This is a genomic window from Burkholderia sp. AW49-1 (genome assembly GCF_053427845.1).
Genome location: NZ_JBSAXF010000003.1, coordinates 341,005 through 361,793 on the forward strand (window position 1 = coordinate 341,005; position 20,789 = coordinate 361,793).

The window sequence follows — 20,789 nt, forward strand, 5'->3', positions numbered from 1 at the left end:
CTTGATCGTTCGTCTTGAGTGCGCAATGGAGACCGTCCTTTCCATTCAGACAGTCAGCAAGATCTATCCGATGGGAAGCGTCAGCGTCCATGCGCTGAAGGACGTCACGCTCGGATTCGAGGCTGGCGAGTTCGTGGTGCTGCTCGGCATATCGGGGAGTGGCAAATCGACTCTGCTCAATCTGATGGGCGGGCTCGACACACCCACGAGCGGCATCATCGATTATCGCGACCATCGTCTCTCGACCGCGACCGAGCGCGAATTGACCCGGTTCAGGCGCGAGCATGTCGGTTTCGTGTTCCAGTTCTACAACCTCATACCTGGCTTGACCGCTCGCGAGAACGTCGCGCTCGTGACCGATATCGCCGAGCGTCCGCTGGATCCCGATGATGCGTTGCGAATGGTCGGCATCGACTCGCTGGCCGGGCACTTTCCTTCGCAGATGTCGGGCGGCGAGCAGCAACGTGTCGCGATCGCCCGAGCGGTTGCCAAGCGCCCGGACGTCCTGCTGTGCGACGAGCCGACCGGGGCGCTGGATTTTCGCACCGGGCGACTCGTACTGGATGTGCTGCAGCGGGTCAACCGCGAGTTCGGCACGCTCACTATAGTCGTGACCCACAACGCCGTCATCGCGGACATGGCGAGTCGGGTCGTGCGCATGAGCGGCGGCACGGTCGTCGAAGAACATCGCAATGCGCGACGTTCGGATGCTCGGGACCTCACATGGTGAGCACCTTGACACGCCTGTCGTGGCGCGATCTTTGGCGCATGCGGGCCCAGGCGATGGCGGCAGTCCTTGTCGTTGCATGCGGCGTGGCGTCGTTCGTCGCGATGCGCAGCACATACCTGGTCCTGCTGCGGGCACAGCAGGATTACTATGCGTCTCACCGGTTCGCCGACCTTTTCGTGCACCTGAAACGCGCGCCACTCGCGGTCGCGACGCGCATCGCGGCATTGCCCGGAGTTGCCGCAGTCGACGCGCGCGTGGTTGCCGATGTGACGCTCGACGTGCCGGGCCTCGCGGAACCCGCTACCGGCCATGTCGTCTCGGTCCCCGAACGGGGCGGGCCGTCGCTCGATCTGCTGCACGTTCAGCGCGGCCGGTACGTCACGCCAGGTCGTGACGACGAAGTGCTGATCAGCGCGGCGTTCGCCGACGCGAATCACCTGCGCACGGGGCAGCGCATCGGTGCCGTACTGAACGGGCGCTGGAAGCGACTTCAGATCGTCGGCATCGCGATTTCACCGGAATACGTGTACGAGACCGGAGCCGGCTCCATCTTTCCCGACAATCGCCATTACGGTGTGCTCTGGATGGGTACCGAAGCGGTATCGGCCGCCTTCCGCATGGACGGTGCGTTCAACGACCTGGTGCTTTCGGTCGATGGCGGTGCGATCGTGCCACGGGTCGTTGCGCAGGTCGATCGCGAACTGGCCGCCTACGGCGGACTCGGGACGATTACGCGAGAAGATCAGGTTTCGAACCGGTTCATCTCGGACGAGATCGCGCAGAACCGTATCACGGCCACCTATGTTCCAGCCATCTTCTTCTGCGTCACCATGTTTCTGCTTCAGAACGTCCTGAACCGGCTGGTCGATACCCAGCGCACGCAGATCGGTCTGATGAAAGCGTTCGGATACGGAAACGCCCGCGTCGCATTGCATTACCTTCAGTTCGCGTGCCTGATCGCAGCGGCGGGGGCCGCCGTTGGTTATGCCGCCGGTCTGGCGTTGGGCTCGTCGCTGACCGCGCTGTACGCGCGGTACTACCGATTCGCACAACTTGAATACCATGTCGACGCGCATGTCGCGATCCTCGCTGCCATCGTGAGCTTCGCCACCGCGCTGGTCGGGACGGCCGCCGGTGTGGCGAAGGCCGCCGGGCTGATGCCCGTGGAGGCAATGCGAGCGCCACTGCCGCCCGCATTCGCGGCCGGATGGCTTGAAAGGTTCGGGCTGTATCGTCATCTCGGCGTAACGTGGCGGATGATCGCCCGCAACATCACGCGGCAACCGCTCAAATCGCTGCTGTCGTGCGTTGCGATGGCATGCGCAAGCGCGATTCTCGTAACGGGCGGCTTCTTTTTCGACGCAATCGATTATCTGTTCGACGTTCAGTTTCAGCGTATCGAACGGCAGGACGTGACCGTCGCATTCGCACAACCTTTGTCCCATCGAGCGATATATGCGCTCCAGAGCCTGCCAGGCGTGCTGCGCGTTGAGCCATTCCGTGACGTTCCCGTCCGGATCTCCGCCGGATATCGATCGCGCCGCTTGTCGCTGAGCGGGATCGCGCCGACAGCGCAGATGCATCGACTGGTCGATGAGCGGAGCCTGCCGTTGCGCGTGCCGCCGGACGGCATCGTGATTTCGTCGCAGCTTGCCGACACCCTCGGCGTGCACGCGGGCGACCGGGTCACCGTGGAGGTGCTGGAAGGCAAGCGCCAGTCGCGGCAGGTCACGCTCGCGGGACGCGTCGGGGAACTGGTCGGCGTTCGAGCCTATATGGACCAGCAGGCACTCGCGCGTCTTCTCGGAGAAGGCGGCAACTGGTCCGGCGCCTGGCTGCAGATCGACGCGCGCGCGGCCGATCGTCTGTACGCCACGCTCAAGCGCATGCCCGCCGTCAACGCGGTGGCCATCCGGCAGTCGGTGATCGACAGCTTTCGCAAGATCATGAATGAAAGCGTCCGGCTTTCGACCTCCATCAATTTCACGTTCGCCTGTGTCATTGCATTCGGTGTCGCGTTCAACGGAATGCGTATCGCCTATTCCGAGCGCCTGCAACAGCTGGCCTCGCTGCGCGTGCTCGGATTCACGCGCACGGAGGTTGCATGGATACTGCTTGGTGAACAGTTCCTCCTCGCCGTGATTGCGACGCCCGCCGGTCTGTTGCTGGGCTATGGCGTATGCGCGTTCCTGGCGGATCGGCTTGCAACGGATCTGTATCGCCTGCCGCTCGTGGTGCGGCCTGCTACATTCGCGCAGGCATTTCTGGTGACCGCGAGCGCTGTGGCGGCGTCGGGTTGGCTGGTGGCACGGAAGATCGGCAGTCTCGACATCGTCGCCGTGCTCAAGGCGAGGGAATCATGACGCGCGCCGGCAAGGGCCAGCTCATCTTCTTCGCGTCTGGAGCGTTCGCTGTCGCGCTCGCGCTCGTCTATGCGTTTTGGCCGGCACCGACGGCCGTCGATACGGCGAAGGTGACGACGGGCCCGCTCCGGGTCACGATCGACGAGGATGGCGAAATTCGTGCGCATGACCGCTACGTGGTCACGGCGCCGATCACAGGCCGCTTGCTGCGCGTGATGCTGCGCGAGGGAGATCGTGTACAAGCTGGAGACGTGATCGCGGTGCTCGTGCCCGTGCCGATGACCCCCGGTGAAAACGCCGAAGAGCACGCCCGCGTGGAGGCCGCGGAGGCGTCGCTGCGCGAGGCGCAGGCGCGTGTGGAGCATACCCGTGCCGATCTCGCGCAGGCGCGCCGGGAACGCGAGCGAGGCCAGACTCTGGTCGATGCAGGCGCAATCTCGAGGCAAAGCATGGAGCAGTTGCGCGCCATCGAGGCAACAGGCAGGAGCGATCTCGATGCAGCGTCCGCACGCGAGAAGTCCGCAGCCGCCGAAGTTCGGGCCGCCACGGCGAATCTCAAGGCACTTGAGGCCGGGCAGCCCGTCAAGGTTCGCGCGCCGGTCGACGCGGTGTTGCTGCGTGTCGACGAAAAGAGCGAGCGTGTCGTACCAGCGGGCACAGCGCTCATGCTGCTCGCCGATCCTTCACGCTACGAAGTCGTCATCGACGTGCTATCGACCGATGCGGTAAAGATCAGTCCGGGCATGCGCGTTTCCGTGGAAGATTGGGGGGGCACCGTGCCAATCGACGCGACGGTCCGTGTTGTCGAGCCGGGTGCGTTCACGAAGATTTCGGCTCTCGGCGTGGAAGAACAACGGGTGCATGTGGTTGCCGACCTGCGTGCCGTGCCCGGACGTTTGAGCGATGGCTATCGCGTACAGGGCCGGATCGTTATCTGGGAGCGGGCGAACGTGCTGAACGTTCCTGTCGGAGCATTGTTCAGGTGTGGAGAGCAGTGGTGCGCGTTCGAGGTCGAACACGGGCGGGCGATACGGCGCGTCGTTCAGGTTGGACGGCGCAATGCCGAGGCGGCTCAAGTGCTCGACGGCCTCCGGGACGGAAAAACCGTCGTCGTGTATCCACCGACCACACTTGTGGAAAACATGCCGATTCGGATGCGCTAGACGCGGTCTCAAAACGTCGACCGGGCTCAACGCAGTGCCCGCCTCTTCGTTGCTTCCGCCGTCGGCAGATCAACCCTTTGGTCGGGGCTTTTCGACGATTGGGCAAGCAGTCGGACGTCCCGCAGCCAGGCGCGCGATTCAGTCGCCTGCCGCACCGTTCTTTCCTGAAACCACGGGCAGCCGAACGACATCGACATGCCCCGGCAGATCGCCCGCCAGATCGCTCTCGGTGAACGAGAAATACAACACAACGAGACGTCGCATATCCAGGATTCGAAAGATGTGTATCGACCTGAAAACCGGGTCGATCGATTCGTCGAACACCTGGGCTTGTTGCGGCACATGCGCCGTGGTCGAGAGCGTTCCGACTTGATGGCAGGACACCGAGGTTGTGACACCTGCGGCACGCCGGTCACCCCCCGTATGGGGTCCGGAAATAAAGCACGTCACTCCCTTGAGCAGCGGATCGTCGTAGGCGGAAATTCCGATGTGGGTGCCGTAACGCTGCGAATGCGTAGGGATGCGCGCCAATTCTTCGGCGTCGGACATTGAAGCGGCAAGGAGTGAAAAAGCAGCGGCCGCAATATACCCGCTTGCTCGAGGATGGATCATCATGGGAATCGGCAGCGCTACGCTGACTTCGCAATTCGAGGTCGATTGATGACCAGACTAGATTCTGCGTCGGTTGATCGCTTGATTTGAGTCAAGAACGAATGACCGCGCAGCGGGATCCTGATTAAAAGTTCAACGAGATTCCCGCACGGCATTTCCGCGGTCATTTTATCTGTTGCATAGCCGGATTTATCGGGAAGATCCCGATTTTCATGATGTTGCAGACCAGTGCACGGGCTGCGCAACGACAGGGCGGCACAGGGCGAGATGACACCGGACGATCTGTCTGACTGGCCCGTTCTCCACCGATGTTTGGCGAAATGGGAATCGTTTTTCGACCGTTCGCAGCGATTCCGACCACCGAACACCATGACCTTAAGAATGCGGTAAGGAACCGGCCCGAACATGAACGCATCGCCCAGGAGAATCACGATGCGGATATCCCGTTCCATTCACGCGATTTTTTATCCATGCCTTTCTGTATCGATGCTGTTTGCCGCCATTGCGTGCGCGCGCGCCGAAACGCCTGCCCGCCTGCTGGACGGTTATACGGCGAAGGCAGGCACGAGCGCCGCGCCGTCGCGGGGACAGCAGTTCTTCACGTCGCGGCATGGACGCGACTGGAGTTGCGCGAGCTGTCATGGAAGCACGCCGACCGGCCCGGGCCGGCACGTCGTTACCGGCAAGACCATCGAGCCGCTTGCGCCCGCGTTCAATCCCGCGCGGTTCACGGACGAGGCGCGGACCGAAAAATGGTTCCGCCGAAACTGCAAGGACGTCGTCGGGCGCGAATGCTCGGCAGCCGAGAAGGCGGATGTCCTGAGCTGGCTCATGACCCTGAAACCCTGACGACGAACGATCATGACCAACGTTGACACGACAACCTCCCCGCGCAGGATCGTTCCGCCGCGATATGTAGTGGCAGGCGCGATCACGATGCTGTTGACGTCGCTGCTGCCGCGCGCGGCACTGGCCGAGGACGAAATGCGGGGCCTCGCGGTTCCGTTGCTCCCCAAGTACAAGCAGGAGTGCGCGACCTGCCACGTCGCCTATCCGCCCGGGGCGCTGCCCGCCGAGTCGTGGCGCCGCATTCTGAACGGTCTCGATCACCACTTCGGCACCGATGCAACGCTGGATCCGACGAGCATCGAGCAACTGGAAAGCTGGCTGACGGCACACGCGGCAACGGGCGCCGCGGCTCGCCGTCCGCCGGAAGACCGGATTACCCGGTCGGCGTGGTTCGCCGCCACGCACGACGAGGTTCCCGCGTCCGTGTGGCGCAGCCCCGCAGTGAAGCGGCCGTCGAATTGCGCCGCATGTCATACGCAAGCAGACAAAGGAAATTTCGATGAACGATTCGTCCGCATCCCGGGCTCACGATGAAACGACGCGCTCGCGTCCTGCCCGGATACTGGTCTGGGACGCGCCGCTTCGGGCGTTCCACTGGTTGACGGTGGTTGCCTTCGCCGGCGCGTGGCTGACCGCCGAGAGCGAGCGCTGGCGACTGATGCATGTCGCGTTCGGGTACACGATGCTGGCGCTCGTCGCGTTTCGCGTCGTATGGGGCGTGGCCGGCACGCGTCATGCGCGGTTCTCGTCGTTCGTACGTTCGCCAGCGGCCGTTTTCCGCTACGTGCTGAGCCTTGCGAAAGGCAGGCCGGAGCACCATGTCGGCCACAATCCGGCGGGCGCCGTCGCGATCGTCGCCATGCTGGCGATGACGGTCGTCACCGGTGTTACCGGCTGGGTGGCCTACACCGGAAACGGCGAATCATTCGGCGATCTTCATGAAGGCGCGGCGAACGTGATGCTCGCGCTCGTTGCGGTGCATGTCGCCGCCGTGCTCGTCAGCAGCGTCGCGCACCGGGAGAATCTGGCCGGCGCGATGGTGAGCGGTTACAAGCGCGGTGCAGCGACCGACGGCATCCGGCGTGCCTGGTGGGGGATTGCCGTCGTCATGACGGCGGCGGCGATCGGCTGGTGGTGGACGCAATGGCATGCGGCGCCGCAACCCGTTCAAACGGACCGGCCCGTCATGACGGACACTGGCCGCCCCGCGAACGGGGCGGGCCGGGACGACGATTGACGACCCCGGACGGAGTGCTCGATCGTGCGCATCCTGCTCGTGGAAGACGACGTCCTGCTCGGCGACGGGATCCGCGCCGGACTGCGCCAGCAAGGATTCCAGGTCGACTGGGTGCGCGACGGCGACGCGGCGCAGCGCGAGTTGCGCGCGCATGCACATGCCGCGGCGATCCTCGATCTCGGGTTGCCGCTCGTGGATGGCATGGATGTCCTGCAGCGCATTCGTCGCGACGGCATCGCGTTGCCGATCCTGATCCTGACCGCGCGCGATGCCGTGCCCGACCGCATCAGGGCGCTCGACGTGGGAGCCGACGACTACGTGATCAAGCCCGTTGACCTGTACGAGCTCGGCGCACGCCTGAGAGCGCTGGTCCGGCGCGCCCATGGCCGGCCGACGGAGCGACTCCAGGCGCAGGACGTCGAACTGGAGCCCGCGTCGCGCACCGCACGCCGCGCCGGCGTGGCCGTCGCGCTGTCCACGCGCGAGTTCGACCTGCTGCACATCCTGATGCTGAATGCCGGCCGGGTCCTGTCGCGCGAGCAGATCGAGCAGTATCTGTACAGCTGGGGGCAAGAGGTGGAGAGCAATGCCGTCGAGGTGCACATCCATCGCTTGCGGGCGAAGCTCGGCAGCGAGCTGATCCGGACGGTGCGCGGCGTGGGTTACGTGCTGATGCGGGAGGCTGCATGAAAGCCGTGCTGCCCGCGCGCTCGCTGCATGGCCGGCTGTTGACGCTCGTGCCGGCCGTGGTCCTCGGAGTCTGGTTATCGACGCTGATGCTGACCTGGCTCGATGCGCGGCGCGAGATCGATCGGCTGCTCGACGGCCACCTCGCGCAGGCGGCGGCACTGCTCGTCGCGCAGCAGGCGCGCGGGCCGGATGACGACGACAATGCGATCGATGCACCGATCCTCCATCCATACGGGCCCCGCGTGGCCTTTCAGGTGTTTCATGAAGGCCGGCTCGGCCTGCATTCCGAAAACGCGCCGTCCAGGCCGATGGTGGCGCCCGAACTGACCGGCCGCGACGGGGCCTCCGGATTCTGGACCGTCGTGATCGACGGGAATGCGTGGCGGGTATTCGTCGTGCACGGTGTACGCGGCGATGTTCAGGTGTTCGTGGGCGAACGAATCGATTCACGCCAATCGATCCTGGGCGCGGTCATGCGCAGCGCGTTCTGGCCGATGGCGGCTGCCTTGCCATTGCTGGTGCTGGTCATCGGCTGGGCGGTTCGCCGCGGCACGGCACCGCTGCGTGATTTCGGGCGAGCGCTGGCGAAGCGGAATCCGCAGGCGCTCGACACGATCCGGCTGGAGCGGACGCCGCTCGAGATGCGGCCGATGCTGGATGCGCTGAACGGCCTCTTCGAGCGAATTCGTGCCGTGATGGACGCGGAGCGCCGATTCACGGCCGATGCGGCGCACGAGTTGCGCACGCCGATCGCGGCCGTCAAGGCACAGGCGCAGGTTGCATTGGCCGAGCGCAATGACGAGCGACGCGGCCACGCGTTGCGGGGGGTTCTTGAAGGGTGCGATCGCGCCGCCCGTCTGGTGGATCAGCTTCTGTTGCTTTCCCGTCTCGATGCGGGGGCGCTTGCGGATCGCGCGCCGGTCGATGTGTCTGCCCTGGCGAAAGCAGTGGTCGCGGAGGCCGCGCCACAGTCGATCGGGAAACAGCAGAAACTCGAACTCGACGCGCCATCACCATGCATCGTCGGCGGCAACGAAGCCTTGCTTGCGGCGATGGTGCGCAACCTGGTCGACAACGCGATCCGCTACAGCCCGCCGCTGGCCCGCATCACCGTTTCGGTTGGTCAACGAGACCACCGCACCGTGCTGCGGGTCGAAGACAGCGGCCCCGGCATCGGCGACGACGATCTCCGCAGGCTGGGCGAACGCTTCTTTCGGCCGGCCGGCACCCGACCGAGCGGGAGCGGCCTCGGCTGGTCGATCGTGCGGCGCATCGCAGCGGCGCACGAGGCCGACATCCAGGTGGATCGATCGCCTACGTTCGGCGGGCTGCGTGTTGCCATTTCGTGGCCGGCCGCCGATGAAGCCGGTGCGGCTACGCGTTAGTCGACCATGTACGTCATCGATCAGGCTGCACAAGTTCAAGGCGTGGCCGGAGAGCACTGGCGCGGTCGATCGCGGCCGGAATGGCGCGTTCGTCTCGGGACACGCCGAGCCGCGCGATTACTGGCCGGCAGCGCCGCTTGCAGGGCCGCCAGGCTGGCCGTGCATATAGCCCGGCCCCATGCCCATTCCCATGCCTTGTCCCCGATGCATGCCCCTCATGGGGGGAACGTCAGGCAGCGTGATGCCGCGCGCCTTCGCACGCTTCTGCATCTCGGCGTGGTGCTGCGCGCGAATTTTCTCGCGCTCGGCATCCGATTTCGCGGCGAGCATGCGGGTACGGTATTCGTTCCGCTCGGCAGGCGTCATCAGCTGGCTGCCGTACATCATGCCGCGCCACTCGGCGGCGGGCTCGCTAGCCGGTGGGCGTGGCTGGGCATCGGCCAGACCGGACGTGATCGCGATCGCGACGCCGAACAGACACGAAACGGTAAACCTGTTTGCTCTGGACATGACGGTCTCCAGGTCGTTTGCATGAGTTCAACCGTACGCAAAACGGGCGATCGGTCCTTTGCGTCAGATCAAGTACCAGGGGGTGACCGCCAATACTATCGAATACACGATGCGGACACGCATCTGTCAGACGTGCAACGCATCATTCCAGGTCGCGGTGTCAATATATCGGGTGCAGGCACGCCACGTGGGCCGCCCCGGTTGCCTGCGACTTGCCGAATTTGATCAATCCTTCCATTCTGAAACGTGACCTGAATCGTGATACCAACCAACCCCGACATCGTTTCGGAATCCGTCGCCGAAGCGACGCCCGCGATGGCCACGGCAGCCACCCGAAGCACCTGGGTGAGCGTCGCGGTCAACCTCGCGCTGAGCATCGGCCAGATAGTGATCGGCATCCTGTCCAGATCGCAGGGCCTCGTGGCGGACGGCATTCATTCGTTGTCCGACCTGATCGCGGATTTCGTCGTGCTGCTGGCCGGCCACCATAGCCGAAAACCCGTCGACGAAAAGCATCCTTACGGACACCAGCGCTTCGAAACCGGCGCATCGCTGGCACTTGCGGCAATCCTGCTGCTGGTCGGCGGCGGCATGCTCTGGTCCGCCATCCAGAAACTCGAGCATCCGGAAACGATCGCGCGCGTCCACGTCGCGGCGCTATGGGTCGCGCTCGTCGCGCTCGTCGCGAAGGAAAGCCTGTTCCGTTACATGCTTGCCGTGGCAACGCGGGTTAAATCGAGCATGCTGGTGGCCAATGCATGGCATGCCCGTTCGGATGCCGCATCGTCTCTCGTGGTCGCCTGCGGCATCGTCGGAAACCTGTTCGGCTATCCGCTGCTCGATCCTGTCGCTGCGTTGATCGTCGGCGGGATGATCGTGAAAATGGGCGCCACGTTCGGCTGGGACGCATTGCATGACCTGATGGATCGCGCGGCCGATGCCGACGACGTGCAGGCGATTCACGCGACGCTGGTTGCGACGCCGGGTGTGCTGGACGTGCACGACCTGCGCACGCGAAAGACGGGCGATCTGATCCTCGTGGACGTGCATCTCGACATCGATGCCGATCTCACGGTTGCGCAAGGGCACGACATCGCCGTGGACGCGCGTGCTCGCGTGATGAAGCATCACCGCGTCCTGAACGTGATGACGCACGTCGATCCGCGCAAGCGGGAACACGTCGTTGACGTCACGTCCGCAATGCGCGGCCGATAGGAAGCAACGGTCGGCCGACGCGCTCGTTCAACACGGCGCGCATGCCGGCGTCATTCGGAACTGCGCGGATGATGGCCGCGCCGGAACGTCAACCGACGTTCGTTGAAGAGCGCGCGCCAGTCGAGCTTCGTCAACGCGAACACGAGTCCGAGCAACACCAGTTGGGTGACGATGAAGTATCCGCCGAGGTAACTGCCTCCGAGGTCGGATTCCACGTCCAGCCGGGTGGACGCAAAGCGGCCGAGGTGTGCCCAGATCGCGTAGGTGGTTGCGCGGCCCACGAAGAACGCCGCCGCGATGATCCTCAGCGGCAAGCCGGAAAGGCCGTACGCGATGAACAGATAGTTCGACGGAAGCGGGCTCAATGCGTAGAAGAAAAACGCGCCGGCGGTGAGCGTCCGGTGCTTGCGCAGCCAGCGTGTGGCAACCTCGATGTTCTCGCGATCCGATTCCCGCATCCATCGCGAGCGAACGAGCGATCTTGCGAAGGTCGCCAGAATGACACGGCCGGTCGTTGCCGCACCTGCCGCCACAACGGCAAAGATCAACGGATTACCGTCGGGCAGGTTGAACCCGACCCACGACATCGCCATCCAGGTAGGCGGGGCAAACGCCGGCATGAGGTTCAGCACGAGAATCAGCAGAAAGAGTACAGCCAGCGTCAGCACGATATCGACTCCTGGGGTATCCGGTGCCACTCTTCGATTTTGCTGAGGAAAGGGGCCAGCGGCTTGACTCACGTCAAGCAACGCGCCGTGACGGTCTTTCGCGGCAGGCGCGTGGTGCTGACCCAGGTCAACGGTCGAACCGCGGCGTTTCCTAGACTGATGCCACGCCGTCTGCAACCGGAACCGGATGCAGTAAACGCCTCCCCGCACGGCGATCGGAACAATCGTCATGTCGCGCATCCCCTGGTCGATAGATCTCGCATTGCTGGTTCTGGCGGCCGTCACGCTCGCCGGAGGGGGCGCGTGCGCGGCGTTGGGGCTGCCTTTACTTGCGCGGATCGTCTGGTTGATCGGTACGCTGCCGGTCTTGCTGGCGTTGACGGTCTCGCTCGCCAAGGCCGTGGTGAAAGGTCAGGCAGGCATCGATGTGCTCGCGTGGCTGGCAATCGCGCTGGCGATCGCGCTCGACGAGACGCTCGCGGCAGCTGTCATCGCGTTGATGCTGGCAAGCGGGCGGACGCTGGAGCGGTATGCGCAACACCGCGCGCAACGCGAGATGACCGCGCTGCTCAATCGCGCCCCCCGTCAGGCAAACCGATTCGAAAACGGCGAATGGCGTTCCGTTGCCGTGGAAGCGCTCGTTCCCGGCGACAGGCTGCTCGTGCGAAGCGGCGAGTTCGTGCCGGTCGACGGCACGTTGACCGATGACGCGGAACTCGACGAATCCATGCTGACGGGCGAGTCGTCCACCCAGCGGCGACGCGCCGGAGAAAGCGCATGCAGCGGCGTGGTCAACGCCGGCCCGCCGTTCGAAATGGTCGCCCGCACGACGGCAGGAGACAGCACGTTCGCCGGCATCGTCCGCATGGTCGAGCGCGCCCAGCGCGAGCGAAGTCCGTCCGTGCGTCTTGCGGATCGCTACGCGGCATTCTTCGTACTCGCTTCCCTGATCGTCGCGGGCATCGCCTGGCTGCTGGCCGGAGATGTCGCGCGTGCGCTCGCCGTGCTGGTCGTGGCCACGCCTTGTCCGTTGATCCTCGCCGTGCCGGTCGCCATCGTGTCCGGCATGTCGCGTTGTTCGAAACGCGGCATCCTCGTCAAGGGCGGGGGCGCGCTGGAACGTCTCGCGCAAGCGACGATCCTCTTCTTCGACAAGACCGGGACGCTGACGGGCGGTCGGGCACGCATCGTCGCGATCGAATGCGGCACGGACGTCGGAACGGACGGCGTGCTGCGTTTCGCGGCGTCATTGGCGCAGGCTTCGGGGCACGTCATTTCGGATGCGCTGACGGTCGCCGCACGGGAACGCGGGATCGATCTGTCGCCACCATCCTTCGTCATGGAAACGGCGGGCGAGGGCGTGACAGGCCGGGTCGACAACCGGACCGTCGCGATCGGCAAGTTCGAATATGTCTCCGCGTGTTCAACGATCGCCCCCTGGAGCGACGCGTTCCTCAAGCGGGTCGGCAACGAGGGCGGGGCTGCCGTGTTCGTCGGCGTCGATGGCGTCATGATCGGCGCGATTCAGATGGCCGACCAGGTGCGGCTGGAAACACCGCGGGCATTGCGGCTGTTGAAGCGAGAAGGCGTCGAGCGCCTCGTCATGCTCACCGGCGACCGGCGGGACATTGCCCAGGCCGTCGGCGAGTTGCTGGGCGTCACCGACGTACGCGCCGAGCAGTCGCCGACGGACAAGCTCGCCGCGATTCAGGCCGCGCGCAAGGAAGGCGTGACGATCATGGTCGGCGACGGTGTGAACGACGCACCCGCGCTGGCGGCGGCCGATGTCGGGATCGCGATGGGTGCGCGGGGGGCGGCCGCGTCATCCGAAGCAGCCGACGTGGTACTGCTGGTGGATCGGCTGGATCGACTCGTGGATGCGATACGTATCGCACGACGGTCGCGCCGGATCGCGCTCGAGAGCGTGGTGGCCGGCATGTCGCTGTCGGTCGTCGCGATGACGATCGCGGCGGCCGGATTCCTGCAGCCGATTGCCGGCGCGGTGATTCAGGAAGTCATCGACGTCGTCGTCATCGTCAATGCGTTACGCGTGTTGCTGGTTCGCCCAAGGCCGACGGACGCGCGGCTGGCCGATGTCGACGTCGAGCAACTCAGGCGCGAGCACACCGCATTGTCACCGTTGCTGGATCAGATCAGGGAACTCGCGGATCGCATGCCGCAACTATCGGGGGAAGCCATCCCGCGCGAGCTTGCCCAAGTCATCGACTCGCTGGACGAACGGCTGCTGCCGCACGAACGCGCCGACGATCGGGACGTCTACGCGCGTCTCGCCCCGCTTCTCGGTGGCGAGGACCCGCTCGCGGCGATGAGCGGCGCACATCGGGAGATCTTCAAGATGGTCCGATCGCTCAGGCAGATGGTCGCGGACCTGCCGCGCGACGGCACGAACACCATGCAGGTGCAGGCGATACAGCGTTTGCTTTACGGGCTGGAAGCCATCGTGCGCCTGCATTGCGCTCAGGAGGAGGAACTGTTTCACGCCGTCGGGGCGGATGCGTGACGACGACACGCATCACGCTTGCGGCGCACTTACCAGAAGAACCGGCGTTTTCGCGATGCGCGCCACACGTCCGGCCACGCTGCCGACGAGCCAGCCCGTGACGCCGCGCCGCCCGTGGGTGCCCATGACGATCATGTCCGCGCTCCATTCGATGGCGTCTCGCACGATCAGGTGAGGCACGTCTTCGCCAGTGCGATCCGTTTGAATCAGCTGCGACTGCGAGTGCCCGGCGGGGGCGCCGTCGAGCAGGGCCATCGCCTTTTGCAATGCGTGGTTGCCTTCGCCGATCAACGCCGTTTCCAGCGTCTCAACAGGCACGAAATCACCCAGCGATGTGGGGCGATCGAGCACGTATATCGCCCGATACTCGGTGTCGGGGCGCGAGAATTTCAACCCCGTTCGCAATGCGTGGAGCGCAATCGGGCTTCCGTCGACCGCGAACAGCATCCGCCGCGGCAGATGCTCGGCCACTGACGCGAAGCCTTCCGGCACGATGAGCAGCGGGCAACCGACGAGCTTGCCGAGCGGGCCGGAAACCGTTCCCTCGATCCATCCGAGCAGGCCATGATGCTGACGTGCGCCGACGATCAGGAGGTCGGCCTGCCAGGCTTGCGCGCTGTCGGCCAGCGCATGCACGACATCCCCGCCGTGCGTGGACAGATCGATGACTTCCGTGTCGATCGAGATGTCGTCGCGCGAAATAGCGCTCTGGGCGCGCGACAGCGCGTCGGATGCGTCTCGAAGCAATTCGTCGCGGGCCGATTCGAGAAATGCCGCCGATCTCGATCCGCGTGGGACGAGTGTCCGTGGATTGTCCGCAACGCTGACGATATGCACCGCAACCTTCGATGGAAGGAAAGCTTTGGCATACCCGAGTGCATGTGCGGATGCGGTTGAACCGTCGATGGCGATCATCACCCGCTGGGGAGCGGGTGCCGCCTGGAAGGGCGAAGTGCTGGTGCTCATGAATGTCTCCCGGTGGCAACCGACGGTCTTGTACACGGCAATTTTTCGCACGAGGGGCGTCTACCGGTTTGACCTTCGTCAAGCACGTTCGTCTTCGCAGTGCCGGGCGGATTGACGGCGCGATCGCGTCGCGTGCATGGCCGCTGCCGCGTTGACATGCGTCAAGCGGGGGGCCTGCTTCAGGCAGCAGCATGGAGACGACGCCGCGTTGTTCGGGAATGGCCTTGAGCCTGCGCAACCGCAAAGCGTGTCGCTACCTGACTGGAGGAATGATCATGCGAAAGCTGGCAATGTTGATCGTGCTTGCGCAGATGTTGTTCGCCGCAACGACGGGCGTGGCTGCCGCCGATCAGTCGGTCCGGAGCGTGACGACGCACGGCCTGACCGTCCATTTCGGCATCGTGCCGGCAGACAAGGCGTCACGCGCGCCGGACGAGGCGGGCGTTCCAGGCGATACGAAGGCCGGGCAGGGCAAGGCCAGCTATCATCTCGTGGTTGCGCTGTTTGATGCCAGGACCGGCGCGCGCATCGACGATGCCGTGATCCTTGCCAGGATGACCTCGCCGGCATCCAAGGCTCGACCGAAGGTTCAAATCAAGCGTTTGCCGGCATTCACCGTCAACGGCATGGTGACGTACGGCAACTACTTCGACATGCCATGGGCGGGGCGGTATCGCATCGATCTTTCGGTCAAACGCCGCGAGAGTGCCAATACGGTTCATGTTCGACTGAATTACGAACACAGTCTCTGAATCATCGGATGGCCGGTGGTCATGTGGATCCGCCACGCAATGAAGGGCCAGGTCAAAATACTATTTCAGGTGATGAGGAGGCGACGTGTATTCGACGAACACGTGCACACCCGGAAATTGAAACCTGCCCCAGCTTGGCGTTCGCCTGATCAACCAATCGCAAGGTATTCCATCGAGGACCGCTCGACTGCGTTCCGCGCTCGAAAGGGCATTCGATGTCAAGGATCCGCGGAATATCGTATGTCTATTGATAAGGTATCTGAATGTCTAAACTCGGCTACGCTCGCGTATCGACCGAAGAGCAATCGCTGGACTTGCAACTCACTGCACTAAGGAAGGCAGGTTGCAGTCGGATCTTTACCGACCACGGCGTGTCCGGGATGCACCACGAGCGTCCTGGCCTGCACGAACTCATTTCGGCTGCGAAGTCGGGAGATACCATCGTTGTTTGGCGCCTCGATCGACTTGGTCGCTCGCTGAAACATCTCATTCAAATCCTTTCGGATTTGCGCGAGCGCGGCATTCATTTCGCTTCACTTAATGAAGCAATCGATACGGGAACGCCGACAGGTACGTTCATTTTCCACATGTTGGCTGCACTTGCCGAATTCGAGCGCTCGCTTATCAGCGAACGCACCAAGGCCGGGATGGCGGTCGCGAGAATGCATGGGAGCCACTTGGGACGACCGAGAATACTGAACGCTCAACAGCTCAAGATCGCGCGTGAGCTTGAGAAGACATTCACGGCAAAAGAAACGGCTCGCCTTCTTTCGGTCGACAAACGGACGCTCGAGAGAGCGCTCCAAAGAGATTCGAATGGTGCGCGCACCGACACGAAGTAATTTTACCGAATATTAATTCACACTCCTGCCGGATAAGCGTGAAATTTTGATTATCAAAAAGACCGGCGATATTATCGATTGGCGTTTCGCCAATGCAAACTCACTTATCGCTCGTCAAGTTTTATTCGCGACAGGGTTCTGGGGTGAACTCCAAAATGACGCGCAACGTCAGCAATCGGATGGCACTCCAACATACTCATGGCTTCCTTCCTTTGCTCCTGACTGAGCGCTGGTTTTCGTCCCATCTGGATTCCGCGACTGCGGGCAGCGTTCATTCCGGCGCGCGTTCGCTCACTGATCAAGCTTCTTTCGAATTGCGCGAGCGCGCCCATTACATGAAAAACAAGAACGCCGCCTGCCGAATTCGTGTTGATCGATTCTGTAATCGAATGAAGATGAACGTCACGCCTCTCAAGCGTGGCTACCAGATCGATTAACTTCCCCAGAGAGCGTCCTAGACGGTCCAGTCTCCAGACTACCAGCGTGTCGCCGGCATTCATCCGTTCCAGAACAGCATCGAGGCCAGGGCGCGAGAAATCGGCCCCTGAAATGCCCCGATCAGTAAATATATAGTGACATCCCGCCTTTTTAAGTGCATCAATTTGCAGGCTGAGATTTTGCTCTTCCGTAGATACGCGTGCATATCCAATGTTCATGATCTTTAATCAGGAGAGGTCGAGAATCATTCGGTGCAGATCAATATTCATTCGAATCATCATCGAACCGCACATTGAATGGAAGTAATGATCGTACATATTCTCCTCGCGACTCCCGTCAGATCAGCCACCCCCGAATAATTGCTAAGAATTGTAAAACCACGCTTACTTTGCATTCATTCTACTGGACAAAACGGTTCCATTTTGTCGTTCCGTCCCCTTTGGTCGCCACCTCCTTGCCTGGCGGGCGTCTAGCCGAAAAGCCCTACCCACAGCAATAGCTTTGCGCAAGGGAACCTTTTTTGCATTGTGACGTAAAAGTGTCGGAGCCAGGAACAGTCGATTGACGCTCGGCCTTGGCATTTCGAACATATGCGACCCGAAAGCCACTTGGGTGCGCCATAAAATTGACAAATCCTCGTCATGCAATACGCGTTGTTGCACGCACGGGCTGTGGTTCAACAGGTACGCCGACAAAGCAAGCAGCGCCGGTGTATCGCGGCCAATGGTTGTAGCTGGCGAAAGAAGAGCCGGGCTCCAGGCCGTGTTTGTTCATGTCGGTGTGAGATTCCGCAACTCTCGAGCTTGTAGTTGTGGAGAAGTGGTGTCGCAAAGCTTGTTTTTAAAGATATGGATTCACATTACTCAATCCAGTCAACCTCAAAAATATTCAAGTATTTATTGCGTCGCTCGCTGATTGGTTATTAGAAATACAAACCTTAAAGAAAATTAATCAAATCGAAAGAAGGCCGCCGGAATCGGGCTCTTCGCTCATTACCTCTCGAGTAACAGGCTACTATGAATCGCACCTACCGGAATATCTGGAATGAGACGCTTGGCACGTGGGTTGCCGCGTCCGAAATCACCTCTGCTCGCGGAAAAGGCACGAGTGCGGTTTCAGCCAAGCTGCTTATCAGCGTGCTGCTGATAAGTGCGACGCCGGCGGCACTGGCTGGCGTCTATACGTTCAGTAGCGGAGGCTGCAATTATGTGGCCGGGACCGGCCCTGACGGCACGCGAACGTATAGCGCCGGAGCCGCCCCAATCGATGGAAATGGTGGATATTCGTCGGTTGCTGGCTGTAACGCGAACGGTAACAATTTGCTCGGTGTGACCCTGTACGGGTCGTTCACGACCGCCACCGGGAACGGTGCGGTCGCGTTCGGCATGGGTGCGAGTGCCGGCAATTTGGCGACGGCACTTGGGCTCCAGGCGACTGCTTCGGGCACCGCCGCCTTGGCTCTAGGTTATAACGCTACTGCTTCTGGAGGGGACGGAGTGGCGATTGGCTCCAGCAGCCTGTCGCCAGTGACCGCCTCGGGATCTGGCTCGATTGCCATCGGTGGCAGTACCTCAGCCAAGGGCGCCGTAGCGTCGGGGGGCAACGCAGTGGCCCTTGGTGGCAACGCTGTTGCCTCAGCGATCGATACACTTGCGATTGGCGCGGGCGCCACATCGTCCGGAAATTTCTCGACTTCGTTTGGCACTGCTGCAAATGCTACCGGAGCCGGCGCCACGGCATTGGGCAGTAACGGGACGTCTGGCTCCTGGGCTGCCGCGGCCGATTCGGTTGCGATTGCCGGGCAATCCAAAGTGGCTGCTACAGCCACCTCGGGTATTGCAATCGGCCGCGGCGCGACAGTGAACGGCGCATTCGGCATCGCCCAGGGCGACGGCATCGTGTCCGGCGCGACCGGCCAGAACGTCGCAATCGGGTCGAGCGGGACGACGGCCAATAGTTCGACATCGACCGGCGGCGCAGTCGCCATCGGTCAGGGCCAGACGGCGACGGGCAATGGTGCGGTCGCGATCGGCGATCCGAACAGCGCAACCGGCACCGGCGCGCTGGCAATCGGGGCGAACAACACGTCCAACGGCCAGGGCGCCGTTGCGCTCGGCAACGGTAACTCGGCGACCGGCTTGGGCGCTGTGTCGATCGGCAACTCCAGCACGTCGAACAACAGTTCGGTGGCGATTGGCAGTACGGCAACCGCAACGGGCACAGATGGCTCGGTTGCAATCGGCAGCTCCGCCACTGCGACGGGTCGGGGCGCTATCGCGCTCGGTAACGTCGGCAGTTTCTCGGCCAATACGCAGGCCACCGGTATCGATGCGCTTGCGCTCGGCAACGGGGCCACTGCGAGCGGTTCCGCCGGCGCGGTGGCGCTCGGTGCGGCCAGCGTGGCCTCGACGGACTACGCGACTGCGTTAGGTTCGAATGCAACGGCAACCGCCGCCAGTTCCGTCGCGATCGCAGAGGGCGCCAACGCATCGGCCACGGGCGCCGTCGCGTTGGGTAGTGGCTCGGCTGCGAACGTCGCGAACTCAGTCGCCCTCGGCGCCTTCTCTGTGACGACCGCCACCGCATCGACCGTAACCGGCGGCACCGGCACGGTCAGCAGCACCACGATCGGTAGCCAGACGTTCGGCACCTACGCGGGCGCCGCATCGGCGGGCGGCGTGGTCAGCGTCGGCACGGTGGGCGCGGAGCGCCGTATCCAGAACGTCGGCGCCGGCATGATCAGCGCAGCCAGCACGGATGCGATTAACGGCAGCCAGCTCTACGCGGTCGCGAGCACGACCACGTCGAGCATCGCGAGCCTGTCGACGTCAACGTCGACGGGCTTGTCGTCGGCTAACAGCTCGATCACGTCGCTGTCCACGTCGACCTCGACCGGTATCAACTCGTTGTCGACCGGCCTGAGCTCGACCAATAGCTCCGTTGCCTCGCTGTCGTCGTCCACGTCGACCGGGCTTTCGTCGGCTAATAGCTCGATTTCGTCGTTGTCCACGTCGACCTCGACCGGCATCAACTCGTTGTCCACGGGTCTCAGCTCAACCAACAGCTCGGTCGCGTCGCTCTCGACTTCCACGTCGACCGGCCTCTCGTCGGCAACCAGCTCGATCAGCTCGTTGTCCACCTCGACCTCGACCGGCATCAATTCGCTGTCCACGGGCCTCAGCTCAACCAACAGCTCGGTCGCTTCGCTCTCGACTTCCACGTCGACCGGTCTGTCGTCGGCTAATAGCTCGATTTCGTCGCTGTCCACGTCGACCTCGACGGGCATTAACTCGCTGTCGACTGGCCTCAGCTCGACCAACAGCTCGGTGACCTCGCTGTCAACCTCCACGTCGACCGGTCTGTCGTCAGCGAATAGCGTGATCACGTCGTTGTCGACTTCGACGTCGACGACGGCCAGCTCGCTGTCCACGGGGTTGAGCACGACGAACAGCAATGTGGCGTCGCTGTCGACCTCCACGTCGACCGGTCTCTCGTCGGCCAACAGCTCGATCAGCTCGCTCTCCACGTCGACCTCGACGGGGATCAACTCGCTGTCCACGGGCCTCAGCTCGACCAACAGCTCGGTTGCGTCGCTCTCGACCTCCACGTCGACGGGTCTGTCGTCGGCCAATAGCTCGATCAGCTCGCTGTCGTCGTCCACGTCGACCGGCCTCTCGTCGGCGAATAGCTCGATTGCGTCGCTGTCCACGTCGACCTCGACCGGCATCAGCTCGCTGTCCACCGGCCTCAGCACGGTCACGACCAAGACCGACAATCTCGGCAACAGCACCGCCGCAGCCCTCGGCGGCGGCGCGAGCTACAACCCGGCAACCGGCACGGTTTCCGCG

The 20,789-nt window shown here is 63.2% G+C and carries 18 protein-coding genes and 1 pseudogene; 14 read left to right on the top strand and 5 right to left on the bottom strand.

The window, feature by feature from the left end; genetic code table 11:
* The first annotated feature begins 25 nt into the window (after window positions 1–25).
* Genes ACV22W_RS08245 through ACV22W_RS08255 form a run of 3 tightly spaced genes read left to right on the top strand, consistent with a single transcriptional unit; the run spans window position 26 to window position 4,256 of the window.
* Complete coding sequence (locus ACV22W_RS08245; RefSeq protein WP_448018719.1) at window positions 26–730, top strand: ABC transporter ATP-binding protein; 705 nt, start codon at window positions 26–28, stop codon at window positions 728–730.
* Complete coding sequence (locus tag ACV22W_RS08250; RefSeq protein WP_448018720.1) at window positions 724–3,093, top strand: ABC transporter permease; 2,370 nt, start codon at window positions 724–726, stop codon at window positions 3,091–3,093. Before ACV22W_RS08245 ends, ACV22W_RS08250 begins: the two co-directional genes overlap by 7 nt.
* Window positions 3,090–4,256, top strand: a complete 1,167-nt coding sequence (locus ACV22W_RS08255; RefSeq protein ID WP_448018721.1) for an efflux RND transporter periplasmic adaptor subunit — start codon at window positions 3,090–3,092, stop codon at window positions 4,254–4,256. Before ACV22W_RS08250 ends, ACV22W_RS08255 begins: the two co-directional genes overlap by 4 nt.
* 138 nt (window positions 4,257–4,394) lie before the next feature.
* Here the strand turns inward: ACV22W_RS08255 and ACV22W_RS08260 are convergent, their stop codons facing one another.
* Window positions 4,395–4,868 (bottom strand): CreA family protein, encoded by a 474-nt coding sequence (locus ACV22W_RS08260; RefSeq protein WP_059537358.1) that lies wholly within the window; start codon window positions 4,866–4,868, stop codon window positions 4,395–4,397.
* Window positions 4,869–5,354: 486 nt separating this feature from the next.
* Between ACV22W_RS08260 and ACV22W_RS08265 the strand changes: the two genes are divergently transcribed.
* Genes ACV22W_RS08265 through ACV22W_RS08285 form a run of 5 tightly spaced genes read left to right on the top strand, consistent with a single transcriptional unit; the run spans window position 5,355 to window position 9,029 of the window.
* Window positions 5,355–5,717 carry a DUF1924 domain-containing protein gene (locus tag ACV22W_RS08265; RefSeq protein ID WP_448018743.1) on the top strand — a complete coding sequence of 121 codons (363 nt, stop codon included), beginning with the start codon at window positions 5,355–5,357 and terminating at the stop codon, window positions 5,715–5,717.
* Between the two features lie 12 nt (window positions 5,718–5,729).
* Window positions 5,730–6,251, top strand: coding sequence for a diheme cytochrome c (locus ACV22W_RS08270; RefSeq protein WP_448018722.1), 522 nt, complete (start codon window positions 5,730–5,732; stop codon window positions 6,249–6,251).
* Window positions 6,217–6,954: a cytochrome b/b6 domain-containing protein gene (locus ACV22W_RS08275; protein ID WP_448018723.1), complete on the top strand. Its 738-nt coding sequence runs from the start codon at window positions 6,217–6,219 to the stop codon at window positions 6,952–6,954. The genes ACV22W_RS08270 and ACV22W_RS08275 overlap by 35 nt, the downstream gene beginning before the upstream one ends.
* A 24-nt stretch (window positions 6,955–6,978) precedes the next feature.
* The gene (locus ACV22W_RS08280) at window positions 6,979–7,644 is read left to right on the top strand and encodes a response regulator (protein WP_105392889.1); all 666 of its coding nucleotides are present in this window, start codon (window positions 6,979–6,981) and stop codon (window positions 7,642–7,644) included.
* The gene (locus ACV22W_RS08285) at window positions 7,641–9,029 is read left to right on the top strand and encodes an ATP-binding protein (protein WP_448018724.1); all 1,389 of its coding nucleotides are present in this window, start codon (window positions 7,641–7,643) and stop codon (window positions 9,027–9,029) included. Before ACV22W_RS08280 ends, ACV22W_RS08285 begins: the two co-directional genes overlap by 4 nt.
* Window positions 9,030–9,146: 117 nt before the next feature.
* On the opposite strand, the gene ACV22W_RS08290 is transcribed toward ACV22W_RS08285, so the two are convergent.
* Window positions 9,147–9,539, bottom strand: coding sequence for a hypothetical protein (locus ACV22W_RS08290; RefSeq protein ID WP_448018725.1), 393 nt, complete (start codon window positions 9,537–9,539; stop codon window positions 9,147–9,149).
* Window positions 9,540–9,797: 258 nt separating this feature from the next.
* Here ACV22W_RS08290 and ACV22W_RS08295 point away from each other — a divergent pair, with 258 nt between their 5' ends.
* Window positions 9,798–10,754: a cation diffusion facilitator family transporter gene (locus ACV22W_RS08295; RefSeq protein ID WP_448018726.1), complete on the top strand. Its 957-nt coding sequence runs from the start codon at window positions 9,798–9,800 to the stop codon at window positions 10,752–10,754.
* Window positions 10,755–10,804: 50 nt separating this feature from the next.
* Here the strand turns inward: ACV22W_RS08295 and ACV22W_RS08300 are convergent, their stop codons facing one another.
* Window positions 10,805–11,422, bottom strand: a complete 618-nt coding sequence (locus ACV22W_RS08300) for a hypothetical protein (RefSeq protein ID WP_448018744.1) — start codon at window positions 11,420–11,422, stop codon at window positions 10,805–10,807.
* Between the two features lie 229 nt (window positions 11,423–11,651).
* Here ACV22W_RS08300 and ACV22W_RS08305 point away from each other — a divergent pair, with 229 nt between their 5' ends.
* Window positions 11,652–13,943 (top strand): heavy metal translocating P-type ATPase, encoded by a 2,292-nt coding sequence (locus tag ACV22W_RS08305; protein WP_448018727.1) that lies wholly within the window; start codon window positions 11,652–11,654, stop codon window positions 13,941–13,943.
* 12 nt (window positions 13,944–13,955) lie between these two features.
* Here ACV22W_RS08305 and ACV22W_RS08310 read toward each other — a convergent pair whose 3' ends face one another.
* Window positions 13,956–14,909 (bottom strand): universal stress protein, encoded by a 954-nt coding sequence (locus ACV22W_RS08310; RefSeq protein WP_448018728.1) that lies wholly within the window; start codon window positions 14,907–14,909, stop codon window positions 13,956–13,958.
* Window positions 14,910–15,184: 275 nt separating this feature from the next.
* Here ACV22W_RS08310 and ACV22W_RS08315 point away from each other — a divergent pair, with 275 nt between their 5' ends.
* Together ACV22W_RS08315 and ACV22W_RS08320 are read left to right on the top strand one after the other, a co-directional pair.
* Window positions 15,185–15,661, top strand: coding sequence for a hypothetical protein (locus tag ACV22W_RS08315; RefSeq protein WP_448018729.1), 477 nt, complete (start codon window positions 15,185–15,187; stop codon window positions 15,659–15,661).
* 263 nt (window positions 15,662–15,924) lie between these two features.
* On the top strand, window positions 15,925–16,503 hold the full coding sequence (locus ACV22W_RS08320; RefSeq protein WP_448018730.1) for a recombinase family protein: 579 nt from the start codon (window positions 15,925–15,927) through the stop codon (window positions 16,501–16,503).
* A 104-nt stretch (window positions 16,504–16,607) separates the two neighbouring features.
* Here the strand turns inward: ACV22W_RS08320 and ACV22W_RS08325 are convergent, their stop codons facing one another.
* Window positions 16,608–17,159, bottom strand: coding sequence for a recombinase family protein (locus ACV22W_RS08325; RefSeq protein WP_448018731.1), 552 nt, complete (start codon window positions 17,157–17,159; stop codon window positions 16,608–16,610).
* Window positions 17,160–17,957: 798 nt separating this feature from the next.
* Between ACV22W_RS08325 and ACV22W_RS08330 the strand changes: the two are divergent.
* Together ACV22W_RS08330 and ACV22W_RS08335 are read left to right on the top strand one after the other, a co-directional pair.
* Window positions 17,958–18,017: pseudogene (locus ACV22W_RS08330) on the top strand (ESPR-type extended signal peptide-containing protein); the annotation flags it as partial.
* Between the two features lie 90 nt (window positions 18,018–18,107).
* On the top strand, window positions 18,108–20,789 hold a 2,682-nt coding region (locus ACV22W_RS08335; protein WP_448018745.1), incomplete at its 3' end, for a beta strand repeat-containing protein.